19 protein-coding genes are annotated in these 19273 nt (G+C 67.0%); 10 read left to right on the top strand and 9 right to left on the bottom strand.

All coding sequences use genetic code 11. The annotated features are described in order from the left end of the window. Positions 1–48: 48 nt before the first annotated feature. Complete coding sequence (ctpH, locus tag FHW81_RS27225) at positions 49–1755, bottom strand: methyl-accepting chemotaxis protein CtpH (RefSeq protein ID WP_073624997.1); 1707 nt, start codon at positions 1753–1755, stop codon at positions 49–51. Between the two features lie 168 nt (positions 1756–1923). On the opposite strand from ctpH, the gene plzR reads away from it, so the two are divergent. Then, positions 1924–2211 (top strand): type 4 pili assembly inhibitor PlzR, encoded by a 288-nt coding sequence (plzR, locus tag FHW81_RS27230; protein ID WP_003102510.1) that lies wholly within the window; start codon positions 1924–1926, stop codon positions 2209–2211. Between the two features lie 74 nt (positions 2212–2285). On the opposite strand, the gene srfA is transcribed toward plzR, so the two are convergent. Then, positions 2286–2516, bottom strand: a complete 231-nt coding sequence (gene srfA, locus FHW81_RS27235) for a stress response facilitator SrfA (RefSeq protein ID WP_003090022.1) — start codon at positions 2514–2516, stop codon at positions 2286–2288. Between the two features lie 318 nt (positions 2517–2834). On the opposite strand from srfA, the gene FHW81_RS27240 reads away from it, so the two are divergent. Then, positions 2835–3377, top strand: a complete 543-nt coding sequence (locus FHW81_RS27240) for a DUF4946 domain-containing protein (RefSeq protein ID WP_003090018.1) — start codon at positions 2835–2837, stop codon at positions 3375–3377. A 39-nt stretch (positions 3378–3416) separates the two neighbouring features. On the opposite strand, the gene FHW81_RS27245 is transcribed toward FHW81_RS27240, so the two are convergent. Together FHW81_RS27245 and FHW81_RS27250 are read right to left on the bottom strand one after the other, a co-directional pair. Next, a complete protein-coding gene (locus FHW81_RS27245) occupies positions 3417–3563 on the bottom strand; it encodes a PSPA7_2676 family Cys-rich small protein (RefSeq protein WP_003090016.1) in 147 nt (48 codons plus the stop codon). A 136-nt stretch (positions 3564–3699) separates the two neighbouring features. Continuing rightward, the gene (locus tag FHW81_RS27250) at positions 3700–4392 is read right to left on the bottom strand and encodes an MgtC/SapB family protein (RefSeq protein ID WP_003451535.1); all 693 of its coding nucleotides are present in this window, start codon (positions 4390–4392) and stop codon (positions 3700–3702) included. 220 nt (positions 4393–4612) lie between these two features. Here FHW81_RS27250 and FHW81_RS27255 point away from each other — a divergent pair, with 220 nt between their 5' ends. From FHW81_RS27255 to FHW81_RS27280, 6 genes are all read left to right on the top strand, one after another. Further along, complete coding sequence (locus FHW81_RS27255; protein WP_019726322.1) at positions 4613–6307, top strand: AMP-binding protein; 1695 nt, start codon at positions 4613–4615, stop codon at positions 6305–6307. 68 nt (positions 6308–6375) lie between these two features. Next, positions 6376–7461, top strand: a complete 1086-nt coding sequence (locus tag FHW81_RS27260; protein ID WP_003102515.1) for an AraC family transcriptional regulator — start codon at positions 6376–6378, stop codon at positions 7459–7461. Positions 7462–7638: 177 nt separating this feature from the next. Next, entirely contained in the window at positions 7639–9306 is a 1668-nt protein-coding gene (locus FHW81_RS27265; protein ID WP_060774214.1) for an acyl-CoA synthetase, read from the top strand. A gap of 19 nt (positions 9307–9325) precedes the next feature. Then, positions 9326–10093 carry a 3-hydroxyacyl-CoA dehydrogenase gene (locus FHW81_RS27270; RefSeq protein ID WP_003102518.1) on the top strand — a complete coding sequence of 256 codons (768 nt, stop codon included), beginning with the start codon at positions 9326–9328 and terminating at the stop codon, positions 10091–10093. Between the two features lie 17 nt (positions 10094–10110). Next, positions 10111–11301, top strand: a complete 1191-nt coding sequence (locus tag FHW81_RS27275) for an acetyl-CoA C-acyltransferase (RefSeq protein ID WP_003108823.1) — start codon at positions 10111–10113, stop codon at positions 11299–11301. A 28-nt stretch (positions 11302–11329) separates the two neighbouring features. Further along, positions 11330–12457, top strand: coding sequence for an acyl-CoA dehydrogenase family protein (locus FHW81_RS27280; protein WP_003090001.1), 1128 nt, complete (start codon positions 11330–11332; stop codon positions 12455–12457). Between the two features lie 116 nt (positions 12458–12573). On the opposite strand, the gene FHW81_RS27285 is transcribed toward FHW81_RS27280, so the two are convergent. Continuing rightward, entirely contained in the window at positions 12574–13506 is a 933-nt protein-coding gene (locus tag FHW81_RS27285) for a LysR family transcriptional regulator (protein ID WP_016561956.1), read from the bottom strand. A gap of 173 nt (positions 13507–13679) precedes the next feature. Here FHW81_RS27285 and FHW81_RS27290 point away from each other — a divergent pair, with 173 nt between their 5' ends. Further along, positions 13680–14909 carry an acyl-CoA dehydrogenase gene (locus FHW81_RS27290; RefSeq protein ID WP_003089998.1) on the top strand — a complete coding sequence of 410 codons (1230 nt, stop codon included), beginning with the start codon at positions 13680–13682 and terminating at the stop codon, positions 14907–14909. A gap of 42 nt (positions 14910–14951) precedes the next feature. Here FHW81_RS27290 and FHW81_RS27295 read toward each other — a convergent pair whose 3' ends face one another. The 4 genes from FHW81_RS27295 to FHW81_RS27310 form a co-directional block, all read right to left on the bottom strand. Continuing rightward, on the bottom strand, positions 14952–15143 hold the full coding sequence (locus FHW81_RS27295) for a hypothetical protein (RefSeq protein ID WP_003160407.1): 192 nt from the start codon (positions 15141–15143) through the stop codon (positions 14952–14954). Next, positions 15100–16143: a TerC family protein gene (locus tag FHW81_RS27300; protein ID WP_023091272.1), complete on the bottom strand. Its 1044-nt coding sequence runs from the start codon at positions 16141–16143 to the stop codon at positions 15100–15102. Before FHW81_RS27300 ends, FHW81_RS27295 begins: the two co-directional genes overlap by 44 nt. A gap of 149 nt (positions 16144–16292) precedes the next feature. Further along, entirely contained in the window at positions 16293–17687 is a 1395-nt protein-coding gene (locus tag FHW81_RS27305) for a substrate-binding domain-containing protein (RefSeq protein WP_019726321.1), read from the bottom strand. Between the two features lie 59 nt (positions 17688–17746). Then, complete coding sequence (locus FHW81_RS27310) at positions 17747–18661, bottom strand: LysR family transcriptional regulator (protein WP_075604361.1); 915 nt, start codon at positions 18659–18661, stop codon at positions 17747–17749. Positions 18662–18755: 94 nt separating this feature from the next. Here FHW81_RS27310 and FHW81_RS27315 point away from each other — a divergent pair, with 94 nt between their 5' ends. After that, the gene (locus tag FHW81_RS27315) at positions 18756–19187 is read left to right on the top strand and encodes a VOC family protein (RefSeq protein ID WP_003104467.1); all 432 of its coding nucleotides are present in this window, start codon (positions 18756–18758) and stop codon (positions 19185–19187) included. Positions 19188–19273: the final 86 nt, after the last annotated feature.

A 19273-nucleotide genomic window follows, 5' to 3' on the forward strand; every position in this document is an offset into this window, starting at 1 on the left:
GTTGCGGTTGTCCGCCTTACCTCATGGAAGTCGTTTTCTTACCCCAGGTCAGGCCCGCAGGCGTTGCAGGGCATCGCCCAGTTGCGCGGAGAGGCCATGGAGATCGCGGCTGGCGGCTTCGGTCTGCTCCACCTGTTCCTGGTTGCTGGAGGCGATCGAGGCGATTTCCGTGAGGTTGCGGGAAATGTCCTCGGCCACGGCGGTCTGTTCCTCGGCGGCGGTAGCGATCTGGCGGTTCATGTCGCGGATCGATTCGACCGAGGCGGTGATCTGGCGCAGCATGGCGCCGGCGTTGGCAACCTGCTCGGCACCGGCCTCGCTGCGCGACTGCCCGCTTTCGATGGCGCGCGCGGCATTCACCGCGCCGTTCTGCACGGTATCGATGATCTGGTGGATCTCGGCGATGGACTCGGCGGTGCGCTGCGCCAGGGTGCGGACCTCGTCGGCGACCACCGCGAAGCCACGGCCGGCATCGCCGGCGCGGGCGGCTTCGATGGCCGCGTTGAGGGCGAGCAGGTTGGTCTGCTCGGCGATGCCACGGATCACGTCGAGGACCTTGCCGATCCTGCCGCTATCGCTTTCCAATTGGCGGATGACTTCCACCGTATGGTCGATCTCCTTGCGCATCTCGCCGATGCTGCGAATCGTTTCTTCCATCACGTCTTCGCCGCGCTGGGCGGAATCGTCCGCCTCGTCGGCGGCCCTGGCCGCGTCGCCGGCGTAGCGCGCCACTTCCTGGGCGGTGGCGGACATTTCCTGCATCGCCGTGGCGACCTGGTCGGTGCGGCTGAACTGCTCGCGGGTACCGGCCGCCATCAGGCTGGCGATCGCGTTCAGCGAGCCGCTGGCGCTGTCCAGGTCGCGGGTACTGCGCCGCAGCCGGTCGAAGATGTCCACCAGGAAGTCGCGCAGGGTGTTGGCGGCCAGGGCCAGCTTGCCGAGTTCGTCCTTGCGCCGGATCTCGATGCGCTCGCCGAAGTCGCCATGGCTGAGCTGGGCGATGTGCTCGATCAGGCGTTGCACCGGACGGACCAGGTTGCGGTTGACCAGCCACAGGCTGAGCAGGGCGACGGCCAGGCTGGCGCCGATCAGCACCAGGCTGCCGAGCAGCATGGTGCGCCGGGCCTCCGCGCTGATGGAGGAGGAATGGAGATCACTGGCCTGGTGCAGTTCGTCGCGCAGGGCCTGCATCTGCGCGGTGGTGGCGCGGTCGATGCCGGTCACCGCCTGGTCGCCGGCGATGGGGTCGGCGCCCGCCTCGAGGAACCGTTGCCTGCCTTGTCGGTAAGCCGTACCGAGTCGCCGGTGCTCTTCGCGCAGGCGCTCGACACGATCCTTCAACTCGCCTTCGGCCACGCTGCCCAGGCGCCCGAGGATGTCCTGCACCGCTCGCTCCTGGGCTTCGAACTGGCTCCAGTATTTCGTCTGGGCCTCTGCCTGGCGTCCGCGCAGCAGGACGTTCTTCCATTCCTGGACCTGGCCGCGGAATTGCAGGTTGGCCTCGTCGATCAGTTGCGCCGCCCGCACGGGGCCGCCGAGCAGCTCGCGGTAGGCGCGTACGTCGCCGGTCAGCGAGCCGAAGCAGGCCAGGGCTATGAGTAGCAGCGCCGCCAGGCTGCCGCCGAGCAGGACAAGGATTTGCGCACGTAGGGATTGTTGCAGCATGGAACGCCTCAATGGATTGCCAGGTTGGACCGGCACGCAGGCTGCGACGAGGCAGCCGAGGACGTCCCTGTGGCCCGGCGAGGCGGGCATGGCGCGTGTTCCGGCTCGCAGAGTATCGACAGCGGATCTGACAACTTGAGGACGACGCAGGGGCCGGGCCAGAGCCGACGAAGGGAAATAGCTGGCATGGATGTTCTGCGGGGCTTCGGTTAATCTCTGTGACGAATGTCACATTGTGCCAGTCGAAGGATCTGACTCATGGATGTCCCTCCCACCGTTCAGGATGAACAGGCCGTTTCCCGCCAGTTGCACTCGTTGAGTGTGCGCAATCTCGCTCACCTGGCCGCTGCCCTGACCCAGCTCGGCTTCGAGCTGTCGCGCAGCTCCGACCCTGGCACCCGCCAGGCGGCCAATGCCTTCATCGGCCAGTTGGCCAATATCAACCAGGACATTGATCGACAGATCGAGCTGCTCAGCGCGCTGGACGCCGACAACGTGGGGTTTCGCCTGCTGGACGAGGTGCAATACCCGGATGCGCCCGAATGAGCCGACGCCAGGAGCACGCAAAGAGTGGAGGGGGTGTGCGGGCCGAGAGCGGCAGTCTCCCGGCGTGGCGCTGATCAGTCTTCCTGGCGCAGGTCGCTGAGCATCTGCTCCCAGTACTGGTTGGCCTTGCGGTTGAGATCGAAGGCGGCTTGACGCAACTGGTCGTACTCGGCGCCGCTGTAGCCGCTTTCGCGCAGCTTCTGGCGAGCGGCGTCGGCTTCTTCGCGCAGACGGTTGTAGGTCGCCTGGTCGTCCGCCCAGGTCCTGCCTGTGCGCCGGGTGTACTTGTCCTGGGGTTCAGCCATGGGTTCTCCTTGCGGGCCGGATGGGACTTGGAAAAACGCTGCGCTGAACAGACTTTTTCCAATGGCAAAAATTCAAAAAAAACTGACGGATTGCGCGACTTCGCTATTGGTACCGATGTCCCATACCTGTACGCCAGCCGATGAAATTTGTGCGTTCCTCGCCAAGTCGGCTAGCTTGTTCAGGCTTGCGCCTTGGCGCTCGCCGTCTCTCCGGTAAGCTGGGAACCTTGTCGCCATGGGCTCGGAGACTGCGCGGACGGCGCCATGGCGACAGGTCCGACCTTTCCCTCCGATGGGTTTTGCGAGTAAGGAAATGCTATGAGAAGCAAGGCGTCCGGCTTGGCGCTGGTGGTAGTGGCGGGGCTTGTGGCGGGTTGCGCCAGCAGTGGCTATCAGCCCGAGGTCGACTGGCCGGCCGGCTGGCAGGTGATCACCGAGAGCATCCCACCCGAGGCCAGCGACGTGGAGCAACTGGGCTCCCGGCAACTGGCGACCAAGCTCGGGCCGGGAGGCGAGAAGGAAGCCAGCATCGAGTTGCTCAGCCTGAAGATGATGGAAGAGGAGTCGGTGGAGATCGACGGCCAGTTCCAGAGTGTCTTCGATGTCGTCCAATCGGGCTACCGCAAGGCCGGGCTGGGCTCGCGCTGCACCACACCGATCCGCTCGAACCTCGGCGGCCTGGCATCGCTGGAGACCCACTGCCGGATCAGCCAGGGCAACGAGGTGCTGCTGACCCAGATCGTGGCGATGGCCCTGGGACAGCGCGCGATGTACTCCCTGGTATATACCGCCAGTCCGGCCAACAGCGTGGTCTACCGGCAGAGCTACCTGCGCACCCGGGCCAGCCTGGTCCTGCGCTGAAGGGCCAGCCGCTCGACGCCTGGACGCGACCGGCGTCGCTCAGGCTTCCTCGGGCGGCGCCTCGACGCTGAGATAGCGATGGGCGCCGCAACGCCGGCAACGTTGGCGCAGCATCAGGTCGGGGCCTACCGTGACCAGGCTACCTTCGTCCCAGCGGCAACCTCGCAAGAAACAACGCAAGCGCATGACTCCTCCCCGCGGGGCGGCTCGCCCCGTCCACGAAACAGGCAGTGGTGGTGTGGTTCACTCCGGCTTGTTCTTGTCTGGAGGTGGGAAAAGCCTGCGGCGAAGCGTCTAGAATGGGCAACCTAAATTCGCCGGATCATTCCGCGGCGGGATTCATCACCCAACTGGCGGCGGTGACCTGCGGTGCCAGGCACAGCTCGCCGACCATCTGTTCCACCAGCGAATCCTCCTTGTGCAGGGTGAACACCACGGCGTTCACTTCCACGTTGCCGCTGCCTTTCAGCGCGTGGCTTTCCAGGCTCTGCAGGTTCAGGCGGTTGTCGCCCATGCGTTGCAGCAACTGCATGCGCACCAGCGCTTCGTTGCGCGCCTCGCAGCACACGCTGATCTGGTAGAAGCGCTCCTGCTCGGCCTCGCCCGAGGTGTGGCGGTCCACCACCCGGCCGAGAGCGGGCAGGAACAGGTTGGCGATGACGATCAGCGCGGTCGTCATGCAGGCCGCCAGGATGAAACCGCTGCCGGCCAGTACGCCGATCGCGCCGGTGCTCCAGATGCTCGCCGCAGTGCTCAGGCCGCGTACGCTGAGGCCGTCGCGCATGATCACGCCGGCGCCGAGAAAACCGATGCCGCTGACTACCTGGGCCGCCATGCGGGTCACGCTGACCTCGTTGTCGAGCAACAGCGGCAGGATCGAGAAGCTGGCCGCACCGAGTGCGACCATCGCGTGGGTGGCCATGCCGGAAGAGCGCTGTCGCCATTGTCGCTCGAGACCGACCAGCGCACCGAGGCCGAGGGCCGTCACCAGGCCGATGGCGATTTCCGGGGTCATGCTGTGCTCCTGTGAAAAACCGCCCATTCTACGCCGTTCCGTTGGGCCGCGCCGGAGCCGACGGCCCTGGGCGGACAAGCCTCTTGCGTTTACCTTTACGTTAACGTAAACATGCTCTTCGACTTCACCGACACCGCTCGCCGGTGTCCGTCGTAGCGCCCTGGCGGCGCAGGACGACGGTTCAGCGACATTCCCAGAACAACCACAACAAGGGAAAGCCATGAATCAGCCGAGCTATACCTCGGGTCGCCAGGATGTCGCCTTGCTGGCGACCACCGTCGGCGACGCCTTCGATGCCACCGTCGCGCATCATGCCGAGCGCGAGGCGCTGGTGGTGCGGCATCAACGCCTGCGCTACAGCTGGCGGCAACTGGCGGAGCGGGTCGATACCTACGCCCGCGCCTTCATCGCCCTGGGCCTGCGCCCCGGCGAACGCCTGGGGATCTGGGCGCCGAACTGCGCCGAATGGTGCATTACCCAGTTCGCCAGCGCCAAGGTCGGTGCGGTCTTGGTGAACATCAACCCGGCATACCGCAGCAGCGAGCTGGAATACGCTCTCAAGCAGTCCGGTTGCAGTTGGCTGATCTGCGCCGACGCCTTCAAGACCAGCGACTACCACGCGATGCTCGGCGACCTGCTGCCGGAGCTGGCGCGGGCGCGTCCGGGCGAACTGGCCAGCGAGCGCCTGCCGGAACTGCGCGGCGTGATCAGCCTGGCCGAGCGGGCGCCGGCGGGCTTCCTGCACTGGCAGGGCCTGCCGGGGCTGGCCGCCGCGGTAGGCGCCGAGGAACTGCGCCAGCGCCAGGCCTCGCTGCAGTTCGACGAGCCGATCAACATCCAGTACACCTCCGGTACCACCGGCTTCCCCAAGGGCGCCACCCTCAGCCACTACAACATCCTCAACAACGGCTACATGGTCGGCGAAAGCCTCGGACTCGGCGCGGAAGACCGCCTGGTGATCCCGGTGCCGCTGTATCACTGCTTCGGCATGGTGATGGGCAACCTCGGCTGCGTCACCCACGGCTCGACCATGATCTACCCGGCGCCCAGCTTCGACGCCGAGGCGACCCTGCTGGCCGTGGCCGAGGAGCGCGCCACCGCGCTGTACGGGGTACCGACCATGTTCATCGCCGAGCTGGATCATCCGCGCCGCCGCGAATTCGACCTTTCCAGCCTGCGCACCGGAATCATGGCCGGCGCCACCTGCCCGATCGAGGTGATGCGGCGGGTCATTGGCGACATGCACATGGCCGAGGTGCAGATCGCCTACGGCATGACCGAGACCAGTCCGGTGTCGCTGCAGACCGGTCCGGACGATGGCCTGGAGCTGCGCGTGACCACTGTCGGACGCACCCAGCCGAGGCTGGAGAGCAAGATCGTCGACCAGACGGGCAGGGTGGTGCCGCGCGGCGAGATCGGCGAGCTGTGCACCCGCGGCTACAGCGTGATGCTCGGCTACTGGAACGACCCCCAGGCCACCGCCGAGGCCATCGACCCGGCGCGCTGGATGCACACCGGCGACCTGGCGGTGATGGACGACGACGGCTACGTGCGGATCGTCGGGCGCAGCAAGGACATGATCATCCGCGGCGGCGAGAACATCTATCCGCGCGAACTGGAGGAGTTCTTCTTCACTCACCCGGCGGTGGCCGACGTGCAGGTGATCGGCATCCCCGACGAGCGCTATGGCGAGGAAATCGTCGCCTGGATCAAGCTGCATCCGGGCCACCACGCCGATGACGAACAGTTGCGGGCGTTCTGCAAGGCGCGTATCGCTCACTTCAAGATCCCGCGCCACTTCAAGTTCGTCGACGAGTTCCCGATGACCGTTACCGGCAAGATCCAGAAGTTCCGCATGCGCGAGATCAGCATCGAAGAGATTCGCCTACTCGCGCTGCGCCAGGGGCGCGATTGAGAGGATGGAGCCGCGCCCCGCTCCTGCGCTAAGGTGGCGGGCGGCGCGCAGCGAGGCGAGAGGGGCGGGTGAAGAACGACGGCGAGACTCAGGTGAGCACCAAGGGCACCATCTCGGTGCGCCTGGTCGGCGAGGCGCTGGTGGAGTGGCGCCGGCAGGGCGGCGAGGAGGGGGAGGTCCTCCAGGCCGCCGGTATCGATCCGCAGCTGCTCGGCAAACCCTACGCGCGGGTCACCTCGCACGCCTATTCGCGGCTCTGGCTGGATCTCGCTCGGCGCATGGACGACGAGTTCTTCGGCATGGACTCGCGGCGCCTGAAGAGTGGCAGCTTCGCTTTCATGAGCCGCTGCGCGATCCACGAGCAGACCCTGGAGCCGGCGCTGACCGGCATCCTGCGATTCCTCTGCCTGCAGTTCGACGACTTCCAGCCGCGCCTGCAGCGCCGCGGCGGCCTGGCGGAAATCGTCCTCGACGAGGCGCCGGGCCGGTACGGGCGAGCGCTGTCCTACTTCACCCTATGGATGATCACCCATGGCCTGGCCTGCTGGCTGGTCGGCCGGCGCATCCCGATCCTGGCCATCGACCTGCGCTGTCCGCAGCCGGACTACATCGAGGACTACCGGGTGATGTTCAGCGACAACCTGCGTTTCTCCCGTCCCCTCAGCCGCCTGCTGTTCAATGCCGACTGCCTGGCCTTGCCGGTCCGCCGCGACAAGCGGGAGCTGCGGCGCTTCCTGCTCGGCGCGCCGGCCAACATCCTGGTCCGCTATCGCGATCCGCAGAGCCTGGCGGCGCGGATCAAGGCCTACCTGCGCAGCCTGCGGCCGGGACGCTGGCCGGACGCGGACGCGCTCGCCGGGCATTTCTTCATGGCGCCCTCGACCCTGCGCCGCAAGCTGTCCCTGGAAGGGCAGAGCTACCAGGCGCTGAAGGACCAGGTCCGCCGCGACCTGGCCATCGCGCGGCTGGACGCCGGCGCGGCGAATTTCGCCGAACTGGCGCTGGAGCTGGGCTTCGCCGATGGCAGCGCGTTCCACAAGGCGTTCAAGAAGTGGACCGGCTCGACCCCCGGGCAGTACCGGACGCAGGTCGCGGCGGAAACCGCGTCGGCCGAGTCGTCAGGCGTCTTGTCCGAAACGCTCGGCCATCGATAGGGTGAATGCCCGCGCAGCGTCATCCGCCGTATGTCGCGAACGGTTCGGCGGGGCAGGCGGCCAGCACGGATTGTCCAAACCGCTCAGGCAGATTGAAGCCTTTCGACATTGCCCCGCGTCGACCATGGCGTGAAGATTCCGGCTACTCCATACAAAAACAAGCCGAGGAGTCCTGCAATGCGCGACTACGCCACCACTGCCGCCGGGTTCGACTTGCAGCGGACCGCCGCCGCCACGCTTTCCGGTACGCTCCAGGCGCTCAACGCCTGCGTCGAATGCTGCGACCGGCATGCCCTGCCGGGACGGATCGCGTTGTTCTGGGAGGGCAAGGATGGCAGTCGCGCCAGCTATACCTTCAGCGAGCTGAAAGCGCTCTCCGGACGTTTCGCCAATTTCCTCCAGGCCCAGGGCGTACGCCCGGGCGACTGCGTCGCCGGCCTGTTGCCGCGCACGCCCGAGCTTCTGGTCACCATCCTCGGCGCCTGGCGCCTGGGCGCGGTGTACCAGCCGCTGTTCACCGCCTTCGGCCCGAAGGCCATCGAACACCGCGTGGCGACCGCCGGCAGCAAGGTGCTGGTCACCGATGCGGCCAACCGCGACAAGCTCGACGAACTCGCCGATCCGCCTCTGGCCGTCACCGTCGGCGGACCGAAGGGGCAGGGCATCCGTCGCGGCGATTTCAGCTTCTGGGCCGAGCTGGAGCGCTATCCGGCCGAATTCGAACCGGTTCCGCGCAGCGGCGAGGATCCGTTCCTGATGATGTTCACCTCCGGCACCACCGGCCTGGCCAAACCGGTGCCGGTGCCGCTCAAGGCGATCCTCGCCTTCGTCGGCTACCTGCGCGAGGCGGTGGACCTGCGCCCCGAGGACGCCTTCTGGAACCTCGCCGATCCGGGCTGGGCCTACGGCCTCTACTACGCTGTCGCCGGTCCCCTCGCCATGGGCCATCCGACCACCTTCTACGAAGGGCCGTTCAGCGTGGAAAGCACCTGCCGGATCATCCGTGACTACGGCATCACCAACCTTGCCGGATCGCCCACCGCCTATCGCCTGCTGATGGCCGCCGGCGCGGCCGCGGAAACTGCGCTGAAGGGGCGCCTGCGCGCGGTCAGCAGCGCCGGCGAGCCGTTGTCCCCGGAGGTGATCCGCTGGTTCGCCGACAGGCTCGGCACCACCATCCACGATCATTACGGGCAGACCGAGCTGGGCATGGTGCTGTGCAACCACCATGCCCTGGCGCATCCGGTGCGGGTCGGCGCCGCCGGATTCGCCTGTCCCGGGCACCGGGTAGTAGTGCTGGACGACGATCTCAACGAACTGCCGCCCGGCCAGCCAGGCATCCTCGCCCTCGACCGGCGGCGTTCGCCGCTGATGTGGTTTCCCGGCTACCAGGGCCTGGAAACCGCAGCCTTCGTCGGCGACTACTACCTGAGCGGCGATACCGTCGAACTCAACGAAGACGGCAGCATCAGCTTCGTCGGCCGCGCCGACGACGTCATTACCACCTCTGGCTACCGGGTCGGCCCGTTCGATGTGGAGAGCGCGCTGATCGAACACCCGGCAGTGATGGAGGCGGCGGTGATCGGCAAGCCCGACCCGGAGCGCACCGAACTGGTCAAGGCCTTCGTCGTGCTCTGCGCCGGCCACCGGCCGACGCCGGAACTGGCGGACGCATTGCAGCGATACGTGCGCCAGCGCCTGTCGGCGCACGCCTACCCGCGGGAGATCGAGTTCCTCGAGGAACTGCCGAAGACTCCCAGCGGCAAGATCCAGCGCTTTCTCCTGCGCAACCAGGAGATCGCCCGGCAACGCGAGGCGGCCCCACGGGCGGCCGCCGCGAACTGATTCAGCAGGAGAAAACGACGTGCGTATCGAAAATCGAGTGTTCCTGGTTACCGGCGGCAGCTCCGGCCTCGGCGCCGCCACCGCGAAGATGCTGGTGGAGCAGGGTGGCAAGGTGGTGCTGGCCGACATCAACGCCGAGGCCGGCGCGGCCAAGGCCGCCGAGCTTGGCGCCCAGGCGCGCTTCGTCAGGGCCGACATCGCCAGCGAGGCCGACGGCCGCCAGGCCGTGGCCGCTGCACTGGAGGCCTTCGGCGGCCTCCATGGCCTGGCCAATTGCGCGGGCGTGGCGCCGGCCGAGAAGGTCCTCGGACGCAATGGCATCCATGCCCTGGAGAGTTTCCGCCGGGTCATCGACATCAACCTGGTGGGCAGTTTCAACATGCTGCGCCTGGCCGCCGAGGCCATGTCCCAGGGCCAGCCGGACGAGGGCGGCGAGCGCGGGGTGATCGTCAATACCGCCTCGGTGGCGGCGTTCGACGGGCAGATCGGCCAGGCCGCCTATTCCGCCTCGAAGAGCGGGGTGGTCGGCATGACCCTGCCCATCGCCCGCGAGCTGGCGCGCTTCGGCATCCGAGTGATGACCATCGCCCCGGGCATCTTCGAGACACCGATGATGGCCGGCATGCCCCAGGAGGTGCGCGACTCCCTCGGCGCCAGCGTGCCGTTCCCGCCGCGCCTGGGGCGTCCGGACGAATACGCCGCGCTGGTCCGGCAGATCATCGAGAACAGCATGCTCAACGGCGAAGTGATTCGCCTCGACGGCGCCATCCGCATGGCCGCCCGCTAATACAGGAGGAAGATCCCATGACCCGCGAAGATCCGATCGTCATCGTCAGCGCCGTCCGCACCCCGATGGGCGGCTTCCTCGGCGACTTCAAGGACGTCAACGCCGCTACCCTCGGTGCCGCGGCGGTGCGCGCCGCGGTGGAGCGGGCGCGCCTGCAAGCCGACGAAGTGGACGAGGCCGTGCTCGGCTGCGTGCTCGCCGCCGGCCAGGGCCAGGCGCCGGCGCGCCAGGCGGTGCTTGGCGCCGGACTGGCGCGCGGCACGCCGTGCTCGACGCTGAACAAGATGTGCGGCTCGGGCATGAAGGCGCTGATGCTCGCCCATGACACGTTGCTCGCCGGCAGCGCCGGGGTCGCGCTGGCCGGGGGCATGGAAAGCATGTCCAACGCGCCCTACCTGCTGGAGCGCGCCCGTAGCGGCTACCGCATGGGCCACGGCAAGGTGCTCGACCACATGTTCCTCGACGGCCTCGAAGACGCCTACGACAAGGGCCGCCTGATGGGCACCTTCGCCGAGGACTGTGCCGAGGCCTACGGCTTCACCCGCGAAGCACAGGACGAGTTCGCCGTGGCCTCGCTGACCCGCGCGCAGCAAGCCATGCGCGACGGGCGCTTCCAGGCCGAGATCGTGCCGCTGACGGTCACCGCCGGCAAGACCGAGCGCCTGGTGGATAGCGACGAGCAGCCGCCGAAGGCCCGGCTGGACAAGATCCCGACCCTGAAGCCGGCGTTCCGCGAAGGCGGCACGGTGACCGCGGCCAACTCCAGTTCGATTTCCGACGGCGCCGCCGCGCTGGTCCTGATGCGCCTTTCCGAGGCCGAGCGACGCGGGCTCGCGCCGTTGGCGGCGATTCGTGGGCATGCTTCGTTCGCCGACGCGCCGAACCTGTTCCCCACCGCGCCGGTCGGTGCGGTGAAGCGTCTGATGCAGCGTACCGGCTGGTCGCTGGGCGAGGTCGACCTGTTCGAGGTCAACGAGGCCTTCGCCGTGGTCGGCATGGCGGCAATGCGCGACCTCGACCTGTCCCACGAGCGCCTCAACGTCCACGGCGGCGCCTGTGCGCTGGGCCATCCGATCGGCGCGTCCGGCGCGCGGATCGTCGTGACCCTGCTCAACGCCTTGCAGCAGTACGACCTGGAACGCGGCGTGGCGGCGGTCTGCATCGGCGGCGGCGAGGCGACCGCGATCGCCGTCGAGCGCTTGCGCTGATGCAGGCAGTGAAGAAGAGGAACCCGCGATGATTCCCTGCGAAGAAGAGATCCAGATCCGTGACATGGCGCGGCAGTTCGCCCAGGAACGGCTGAAACCGTTCGCCGCCGACTGGGACCGCGAGCACCGTTTCCCGGCCGAGGCGATCCGCGAGATGGCCGACCTCGGCTTCCTCGGCATGCTGGTGCCCGAGGAATGGGGCGGCGCGCAGACCGGGCACCTGGCCTACGCCATGGCCCTCGAGGAGATCGCCGCTGGCGACGGCGCCTGCTCGACCATCATGAGCGTGCACAACTCGGTCGGCTGCATGCCGATCCACAAGTTCGGCAGCGCCGAGCAGAAGGAGCGCTTCCTCCGTCCGCTGGCCCAGGGTTCGATGCTCGGCGCCTTCGCCCTGACCGAGCCGCAGGCCGGTTCCGACGCGAGCTTCCTGAAGACCCGCGCCCGCCGCGACGGTGACCACTACGTGCTGAACGGTGCCAAGCAGTTCATCACTTCGGGCAGCCACGCGGGGATGGTGATCGTCTTCGCGGTCACCGATCCGGATGCCGGAAAGCGCGGCATCAGTGCGTTCATCGTGCCCACCGACACGCCCGGCTACGAGGTGGTGCGGATCGAGGACAAGCTCGGCCAGCACGCCTCGGACACCTGCCAGCTGGCCTTCAACGACCTGCGTATCCCGGCCACGCTGCGCCTGGGCGAGGAGGGCGAGGGTTACCGCATCGCCCTGGCCAACCTCGAAGGCGGCCGCATCGGCATCGCCGCCCAGGCGGTCGGCATGGCGCGCGCGGCGTTCGAGGCGGCGCGCGACTACGCCCATGAGCGGGAAACCTTCGGCAAGCCGATCATCGAGCACCAGGCGGTGGCCTTCCGCCTGGCCGACATGGCCACCCGCATCGCCGTGGCGCGGCAGATGGTCCACCACGCCGCCAGCCTGCGCGAAGCCGGCCTGCCGTGCCTGACCGAAGCCTCGATGGCCAAGCTGTTCGCCTCGGAGATGGCCGAGGAAGTCTGCTCTGCGGCGATCCAGACCCTCGGTGGCTATGGCTACCTCAAGGACTTCCCGGTGGAACGCATCTATCGGGACGTGCGGGTCTGCCAGATCTACGAGGGCACCAGCGACGTGCAGCGCCTGGTGATCGCGCGCAGCCTGTAGCGGCGACTATCCGTCGTTTCCGCAACGGCGCCTTCTCCCTTCAGGGAGAGGGCGCACTGAGGCACCTCGGAAGCAAATGCCCGAGCCTCGTTCGCCCTACGCCCCTTGGCAGGCGCTCACGCCGGCTGCGCCGCCTTGTTCTCGCGCGTGGTGACCTGCTGGCACAGCTCGATGATCTGCTCGCGCATCCAGCGGTTGGCCGGGTCCTGATCGGTGCTCTCGTGCCAGTACAGGTGGGTTTCCAGCTTCGGCACGTCGCTCACCGGCAGCACCGCGTAGTGCAGGTCGTGGTGACGGGCGAAGCGTTCCGGCACGGTCATCGCCATGTCGGTCTGCTGGACCACCGTGGAGGCCATCAGGTAGTGCTGCGAGCGCAGCGCGATCTTGCGCTGGATGCCCATCTTGCCCAGCGCCAGGTCGATGTAGCCGAGGCCGCTGCGGCGGCTGGAAATATGGATGTGGGTCAGGCCCAGGTAATCGTCCAGGGCCAGCTTCGGCTTGCCCGCCAGTGGGTGGCCGCGACGCATGGCGCAGACGTAGCGGTCCTCCATCAGCTTGACGTGGCGCACCTGGGGATCGGTGTTCAGCGGCGCGTCGACGGCGAAGTCGAGGCGGCCGGCGGCGAGTTCCTTGGTGGTCTCGCGGCGCTTGGCGAGGAAGCTCTCGATATGCACGTTCGGCGCCAGGCGGCGCAAGCGCTGGAACAGCGGGGGGAGGATGACCGCTTCGGTGAGGTCGGTCATGCTGATGCGGTAGGTCTTGTTCGCCTGCTGCGGATCGAAGCTGCGGCTCTCCTGCACCGAAACCCGCAGCAACTGCAGCGCGTTGCGCACCGGGCCGATGATGTTCTGCGCCATAGGGGTCGGCACCATGCCTTGGGCGGTGCGCACGAACAGCGGGTCGTTGAAGGTCTCGCGCAGCCGGGAAAGGGCGTTGGATACGGCTGGCTGGGTGATGCCGACGATCTGCCCGGCGCGGGTCAGGTTGGCTTCGGTATAGATCGCATCGAACACGATGAACAGGTTCAGGTCGACTTTGGTCAGGTTCATGGCACTGGCTCCGCGACTTTTCTTGTTATTGGGGGCTTGGATGACCCCCATATGGATCATGAATGTTCATGGACGGAAAAAATAGACTGGGCAAATCTTAAGCCCTGTTCCGGCATCGTTACCAGCGCCTTTGTCCGATGCCTCACCTGCCAACCCGTCAGAAGGTATCCCCCATGGATTTCGCCTATTCCCCCAAGGTCCAGGAGCTGCGTGAACGCGTCAGCGCGTTCATGGAAGCGCATGTCTATCCCGCCGAGGCCGTGTTCGAGCGCCAGGTCGCCGAGGGCGACCGCTGGCAGCCGACGGCGATCATGGAAGAGCTGAAGGCCAAGGCCAAGGCCGAAGGGCTGTGGAACCTGTTCCTGCCCGAGTCCGAGTACGGTGCCGGGCTGGCCAACCACGAATACGCGCCGCTGGCGGAAATCATGGGCCGTTCGCTGATCGGGCCGGAACCCTTCAACTGCGCCGCGCCGGATACCGGCAACATGGAGGTGCTGGTGCGCTACGGCAGCGAGGAGCAGAAGCGCACCTGGCTGGAACCGCTGCTGAGCGGCGAGATCCGCTCGGCCTTCGCCATGACCGAACCGGGCGTTGCCTCGTCCGACGCCACCAATATGGAGGCGCGCGCCGAGCGCCAGGGCGACGACTGGGTGATCAACGGGCGCAAGTGGTGGACTTCCGGCGCCTGCGATCCGCGCTGCAAGATCCTGATCTTCATGGGCCTGACCAACCCGGACGCGCCGCGCCACCAGCAGCACTCGATGATCCTGGTACCGGTCGACACCCCCGGGGTGAAGATCCTCCGCCCGCTGCCGGTGTTCGGCTACGACGACGCGCCGCATGGCCATGCCGAAGTGCTGTTCGAGAACGTGCGGGTGCCCTACGAGAACGTCATCCTCGGCGAGGGCCGCGGTTTCGAGATCGCCCAGGGGCGCCTCGGCCCGGGCCGCATCCACCACTGCATGCGCTCCATCGGCATGGCCGAACGCGCCCTCGAACTGATGTGCAAGCGCGCGGTCAGCCGTACCGCGTTCGGCAAGCCGCTGGCGCGCCTGGGCGGCAACATCGACCACATCGCCGACTCGCGGATGGAGATCAACATGGCGCGCCTGCTGACCCTGCAGGCCGCCTACATGATGGATACCGTGGGCAACAAGATCGCCCAGAGCGAAATCGCCCAGATCAAGGTGGTGGCGCCCAACGTGGCGTTGAAGGTGATCGACCGGGCGATCCAGATGCACGGTGGCGCCGGGGTTTCCAACGACTTCCCGCTGGCCTACTGGTACGCCATGCAGCGCACCCTGCGCCTGGCCGACGGTCCGGACGAGGTGCACCGCGCGGCGATCGGCAAGTTCGAGCTGGGCAAGTACGTGCCCAGGGAGATGCTGCGCAGCAGCCGCTGACGGCTGTGGTATACGGGAAAGGCCCGCGGATGCGGGCCTTTTTCATTCCGGGGACTCCGCCCCTTTTTCCTCGGCGTTGCGTTCCAGCTGCCACGCGCGACGGCTGTGCAGCAGGGCGGCGAACTCGCGGGCTGCCCGCTCGTTGCGGAAGCAGATCCCGCGCGTGCCGAGGCGGACCCGCCAGAAAGGTTCAGCGTGGGTGTCCAGACGTTCGATCCAGAGCGTGTTCGGCATTCGGTTCGGCCTTGTCCTCGACGGTGGCTTTCGGCGTGCGGGTCTTCAGCAGGGAGAGCAGGATGCCGCCCGCCAGCAGGCCGAAGGTTACGCCAAGCGAGAGGCCGGCGGGAATCTTGCCGATCACACCATGGAGCATGATCTTCGCACCGATGAACACCAGCACCAGGGCCAGGGCGTACTTCAGGTAGACGAAGCGGTGGATCATCGCCGCCAGCGAGAAGTACAGGGCGCGCAGGCCGAGGATGGCGAAGATGTTCGAGGTGTAGACGATGAACGGGTCCTGGGTGATGGCGAAGATCGCCGGCACGCTGTCCACCGCGAACACCAGGTCGGCCAGCTCGATCAGCACCAGGGCGAAGAACAGCGGGGTGGCGTAGCGCACCAGCTTGCCGCTGGCGTCCGGCAGGCGGACGAAGAAGTGATGCTCGTGCAGTTCCTTGGTCACCCGCATGTGCTTGCGCAGGAAACGCAGCACCGGGTTGTGCTCCAGGTCGGGTTCTTCCTCGTGCTTGTTGAACAGCATCTTCACGCCGCTGAACAGCAGGAAGGCGCCGAACACGTACATGATCCAGTCGAACTCCTTCACCAGCGCGGCGCCCAGGCCGATCATGATCGCCCGCAGGACGATGGCGCCGAGGATGCCCCAGAACAGCACCTGGTGCTGGTAGCGGCGGGGGATGCCGAAGAAACTGAAGATCATCGCCATGACGAACACGTTGTCCATCGATAGCGACTGTTCGACCAGGAAGCCGGTGTAGTACTCCACCGCGCTGGTGGGGCCGAAGGCGTACCAGACCCAGCCGCCGAAGGCCAGGCCGCAGGCGAAGTAGCCGGCGGACAGCAGCAGGCTTTCGCGCACGCCGATTTCGTGGTGGTCGCGTTGCAGCACGCCGAGGTCGAGGACCAGGAGAACGATGACGATGGCCAGGAAGGCCAGCCAGAACCAGGTAGTCGTACCGAGGAACGGTTCGGTGAGAAATGCATGCAGAGCTGCCATTGGGCCCCCTCGCTTCGAATTGTCGGATGGTCATGTGACTCCGACATGGCGGCAATTGCTTACCGTCAGAGGGGCCCGCAGTCACTCGGAAAAAATAAACCAGGCTCCGGGCGCCGGCAAAACGGCGAGGTTACAAAGTGCTACAGCGTTCAGTAGACCCAGACTTCCACCCGCCGGTTCTTCTGTCGGCCCAGTTCCTGGTCGTTGCTGGCGACCGGCAACTCGTCGCCGAAGCCGGCGATTTCGCGGAAACTCACGCCGCCGCGGGCCAGTTCGCGGCGCACGGCCATGGCGCGCAGGCGCGAAAGCAGGACCGAGCGCTCGGCGTCGGACTTGGGATCGCCGAAGCCCACCAGCACGGTGCGCTCCTGCAACTTCCGATTTTGCCGCAGGTAGTCCAGCAAACGCTGTACGTCGAGCAGTGCCTTGTTGTCGAGCAGCGCGCTGCCTTCCTGGAAGCGGAAGTTCACCGTCAGGCGCCGCGCCTGTTCCGCGAGCTTGCGGTATTCGGCGGGCATCTGCGGGCGCGGTGCGATCTGCACCGCCTGGATCTTCTGCGCGACGAAGCCGCTGCGGGTGACGATCGCCTGGCCGCGCGGGCCCTGGGCGAAACGTACCAGGGCCTGGGCCCAGGGGTTCTTCTCGCCGGGCTTCAGGTAGAGGAACAGGCGGCGCGACAGCGGATAGTCCTCGGTGGCGATCAGGCTTTCCTGGGGCGCCATCGGCAGCGATTCGCCGTCGGCGATGGCCAAGGCGCGGGCCCGGCCCACCGACGCGATGCCGACGAAGCCGATGGAGTGCGGATCGGCGCTCACCGCGGCCGCCAGCCGATCGTTGGATTCGAAGCGGCGGGCGTCGCTGGCCAGGCTTTTGCCGTGACTGGCCAGCACCAGTTCCTTGAAGGTGTCGTAGGTGCCGGACTGCTCGTCGCGAGCGTACAGGCGGATGGCGCCGCCCTTGCCGCCCAGTTCTTCCCAGGTACGCACCTCGCCGGCGAACACCGCCGCCAGTTGCGCGGTGTCCAGCGAGGCCAGCGGGTTGTCCGGATGCAGGATGATCGCCAGTCCGTCGATGGCGATCACCTGCTCGGCATATGGGCTGCGCAGGTCGCCGAAGCCGGCCAGGGCGCGAACTTCGCTGTCCTTGACGGGACGCGAGGCCGCGGCGAGTTCGGCGTGGCGTTCGAGGAGGGCGGCGAAGCCGGTGCTCGAACCGTGGGCGGATAGCTCCACCCTCACCAGGCGGCCGTCGCGGCTCTTGCCGAGCAGATGGAGTTCGTTTTCCCGTTCTCCGGGGGTACGGCGGATATCCTCCAGGCCTTCCTCTTCCATCAGGCCCTCGACCAGGGCCGGCAGGAGCTTCGCGCCGATGGTGTTGGAACCCTGGATGCGCAGCGCCGGCGTGTCGTCCGTGGGGATCGGCAAGGGGGCGGCGAATACCGACCAGGGGAAGGCGTAACAGAGGAATCCGAGGAAAACCAGGCTCAGGGTACGGCTCCAGAGGTCTTTGTCACTGGCGCGCTGGCGGTGTGGCATCGCGGGCATCGTCTTCTATGGGGGAAGGGATTTGCCGGCGAGATTAAGTCAGACGGGTGACGCTAAGGTTACAGCGTTGGGGAATCATGGCCCTGCGCCATTGTCTCGGTCAGGAAGTCGAGAAACACCCGGGTCTTGCCGGCCAGTTGGCGCGATGGATAGACCGCGTGGATCGCCGTCTCGTCGGCCTTCCAGTCAGCCAGCAATTCAACCAGGCGGCCTTCGGCCAGTTCCGCCTGTACGTACAGCCGTGGGATCAGGCTCAAGCCGAAGCCGGCGAGCAGGGCATCGCGCACCGCCAGGCTGGAGGACACCCGGTAACGGCCGGCGATAGGCACCGCTATGCACTCGCGGTCCTTGCGGAAGGTCCAGCGGTCGGCATGGCCAGAGAGGCTGAAGCGGATGCACTCGTGTTCGCGCAGGGCCTCCGGCCGCAGCGGCTGGCCATGCTGACTGAGGTAGGCCGGCGCCGCGCAGAGCACGTGCTCCAGGACCAGCAGCGGGCGGGCGACCAGGCCGGAGTCCGCAACCCGGTCGCTACCACGCAGGGCCAGGTCGATGCCTTCGGCGATCAGGTCCTGGCGGCCGTCCTGCAGGAGCAGTTCCAGGCGCAGGTCCGGATAACGCTGGAGAAAAGCCGGAATGGCCGGGGTCAGGCAAGTGAGGGCGAGGGTCAGCGGGGCGCTGACCCGCAGCAGGCCGCTGGGGCCCTGCTGCATCGAAGTGAGCGCGGCGTCGGCGGCCTCGAGGTCGTCGAGGATGCGCTCCAGGCGCTGCCGGTAGACTTCGCCGGCCTCGGTCAGGCTCATGCTGCGGGTGGTGCGATTGATCAGGCGCACCTTGAGGTGCGCTTCCAGCTCGGCGACGTTCTTGCTCACGGCGGCCGGCGAGAGATTCATCTGCCGGGCCGCGGCGGCGAAGCCGCCATTCGCGGCCACGGCGCGGAAGACCTTGAGAGCGGTGAGGTGATCCACGGGGATAATTCACTGTCAGTAATCAATGAATCAGGGATTAAACCATTATCAACCCGAGGTGTGCTGGCTAAAGTCTTGCCATAGTCCACGGTCCAAGAGGTGAATGACCATGCAACCCTTCGTCGTCGAACGTCTCGATCACATCGTCCTGCGGGTCCGCGACCTGGAACGCAGCATCGCGTTCTATCGCGATGTCCTCGGTTGCGTGGTGGTGAAGTGGCGCGACGACCTGGAGCTGGCCCATCTGCGCCTGGGCACGTCGATGCTCGATCTGGTCGCGGTGTCCGGGGCGCTCGGCCGGGAGGGCGGTGCGGCTCCGGGTGGGGAAGGGCGCAACCTCGACCATTTCTGCGTGCGCATCGAGCCGTTCGACGAGGCCGCGCTGGTCGCCCATCTCGAGGGGTTCGGCCTGGTCCCGCAGGTTCCCGCGGAAATCCGCTTCGGCGCCGAGGGCGACGGCTGGTCGCTGTACTTCTTCGACCCGGATGGCAATCGAGTGGAGCTGAAGGGGCCGCGGGTGGACAATCCTGCCTGAGGGAAAGGTCGCGCGCCGGATAGGGGGGGAGGCGTCGGCGAGATCGCCCGGACCAGGTAGCGATCGCCTGAAGGCTCATCCGGGGA

The sequence above is a fragment of the Pseudomonas sp. RC10-4-2 genome, assembly GCF_050433085.1.
GTDB lineage: Bacteria > Pseudomonadota > Gammaproteobacteria > Pseudomonadales > Pseudomonadaceae > Pseudomonas > Pseudomonas aeruginosa.

What these genes read in the sequence shown, in the direction of transcription:
- FHW81_RS27265 (WP_060774214.1), top strand. Translation starts at nt 7,639, where the DNA reads ATGCGCGACTACGCCACCACTGCCGCCGGGTTCGACTTGCAGCGGACC.
- FHW81_RS27280 (WP_003090001.1), top strand. Translation starts at nt 11,330, where the DNA reads ATGATTCCCTGCGAAGAAGAGATCCAGATCCGTGACATGGCGCGGCAG.
- srfA (WP_003090022.1), bottom strand. Translation starts at nt 2,516, where the DNA reads ATGGCTGAACCCCAGGACAAGTACACCCGGCGCACAGGCAGGACCTGG.
- FHW81_RS27255 (WP_019726322.1), top strand. Translation starts at nt 4,613, where the DNA reads ATGAATCAGCCGAGCTATACCTCGGGTCGCCAGGATGTCGCCTTGCTG.
- FHW81_RS27305 (WP_019726321.1), bottom strand. Translation starts at nt 17,687, where the DNA reads ATGCCCGCGATGCCACACCGCCAGCGCGCCAGTGACAAAGACCTCTGG.
- FHW81_RS27315 (WP_003104467.1), top strand. Translation starts at nt 18,756, where the DNA reads ATGACCATGCAACCCTTCGTCGTCGAACGTCTCGATCACATCGTCCTG.
- FHW81_RS27245 (WP_003090016.1), bottom strand. Translation starts at nt 3,563, where the DNA reads ATGCGCTTGCGTTGTTTCTTGCGAGGTTGCCGCTGGGACGAAGGTAGC.
- plzR (WP_003102510.1), top strand. Translation starts at nt 1,924, where the DNA reads ATGGATGTCCCTCCCACCGTTCAGGATGAACAGGCCGTTTCCCGCCAG.
- FHW81_RS27290 (WP_003089998.1), top strand. Translation starts at nt 13,680, where the DNA reads ATGGATTTCGCCTATTCCCCCAAGGTCCAGGAGCTGCGTGAACGCGTC.
- ctpH (WP_073624997.1), bottom strand. Translation starts at nt 1,755, where the DNA reads ATGCCCGCCTCGCCGGGCCACAGGGACGTCCTCGGCTGCCTCGTCGCA.
- FHW81_RS27240 (WP_003090018.1), top strand. Translation starts at nt 2,835, where the DNA reads ATGAGAAGCAAGGCGTCCGGCTTGGCGCTGGTGGTAGTGGCGGGGCTT.
- FHW81_RS27285 (WP_016561956.1), bottom strand. Translation starts at nt 13,506, where the DNA reads ATGAACCTGACCAAAGTCGACCTGAACCTGTTCATCGTGTTCGATGCG.
- FHW81_RS27295 (WP_003160407.1), bottom strand. Translation starts at nt 15,143, where the DNA reads ATGCCGAACACGCTCTGGATCGAACGTCTGGACACCCACGCTGAACCT.
- FHW81_RS27300 (WP_023091272.1), bottom strand. Translation starts at nt 16,143, where the DNA reads ATGGCAGCTCTGCATGCATTTCTCACCGAACCGTTCCTCGGTACGACT.
- FHW81_RS27275 (WP_003108823.1), top strand. Translation starts at nt 10,111, where the DNA reads ATGACCCGCGAAGATCCGATCGTCATCGTCAGCGCCGTCCGCACCCCG.
- FHW81_RS27250 (WP_003451535.1), bottom strand. Translation starts at nt 4,392, where the DNA reads ATGACCCCGGAAATCGCCATCGGCCTGGTGACGGCCCTCGGCCTCGGT.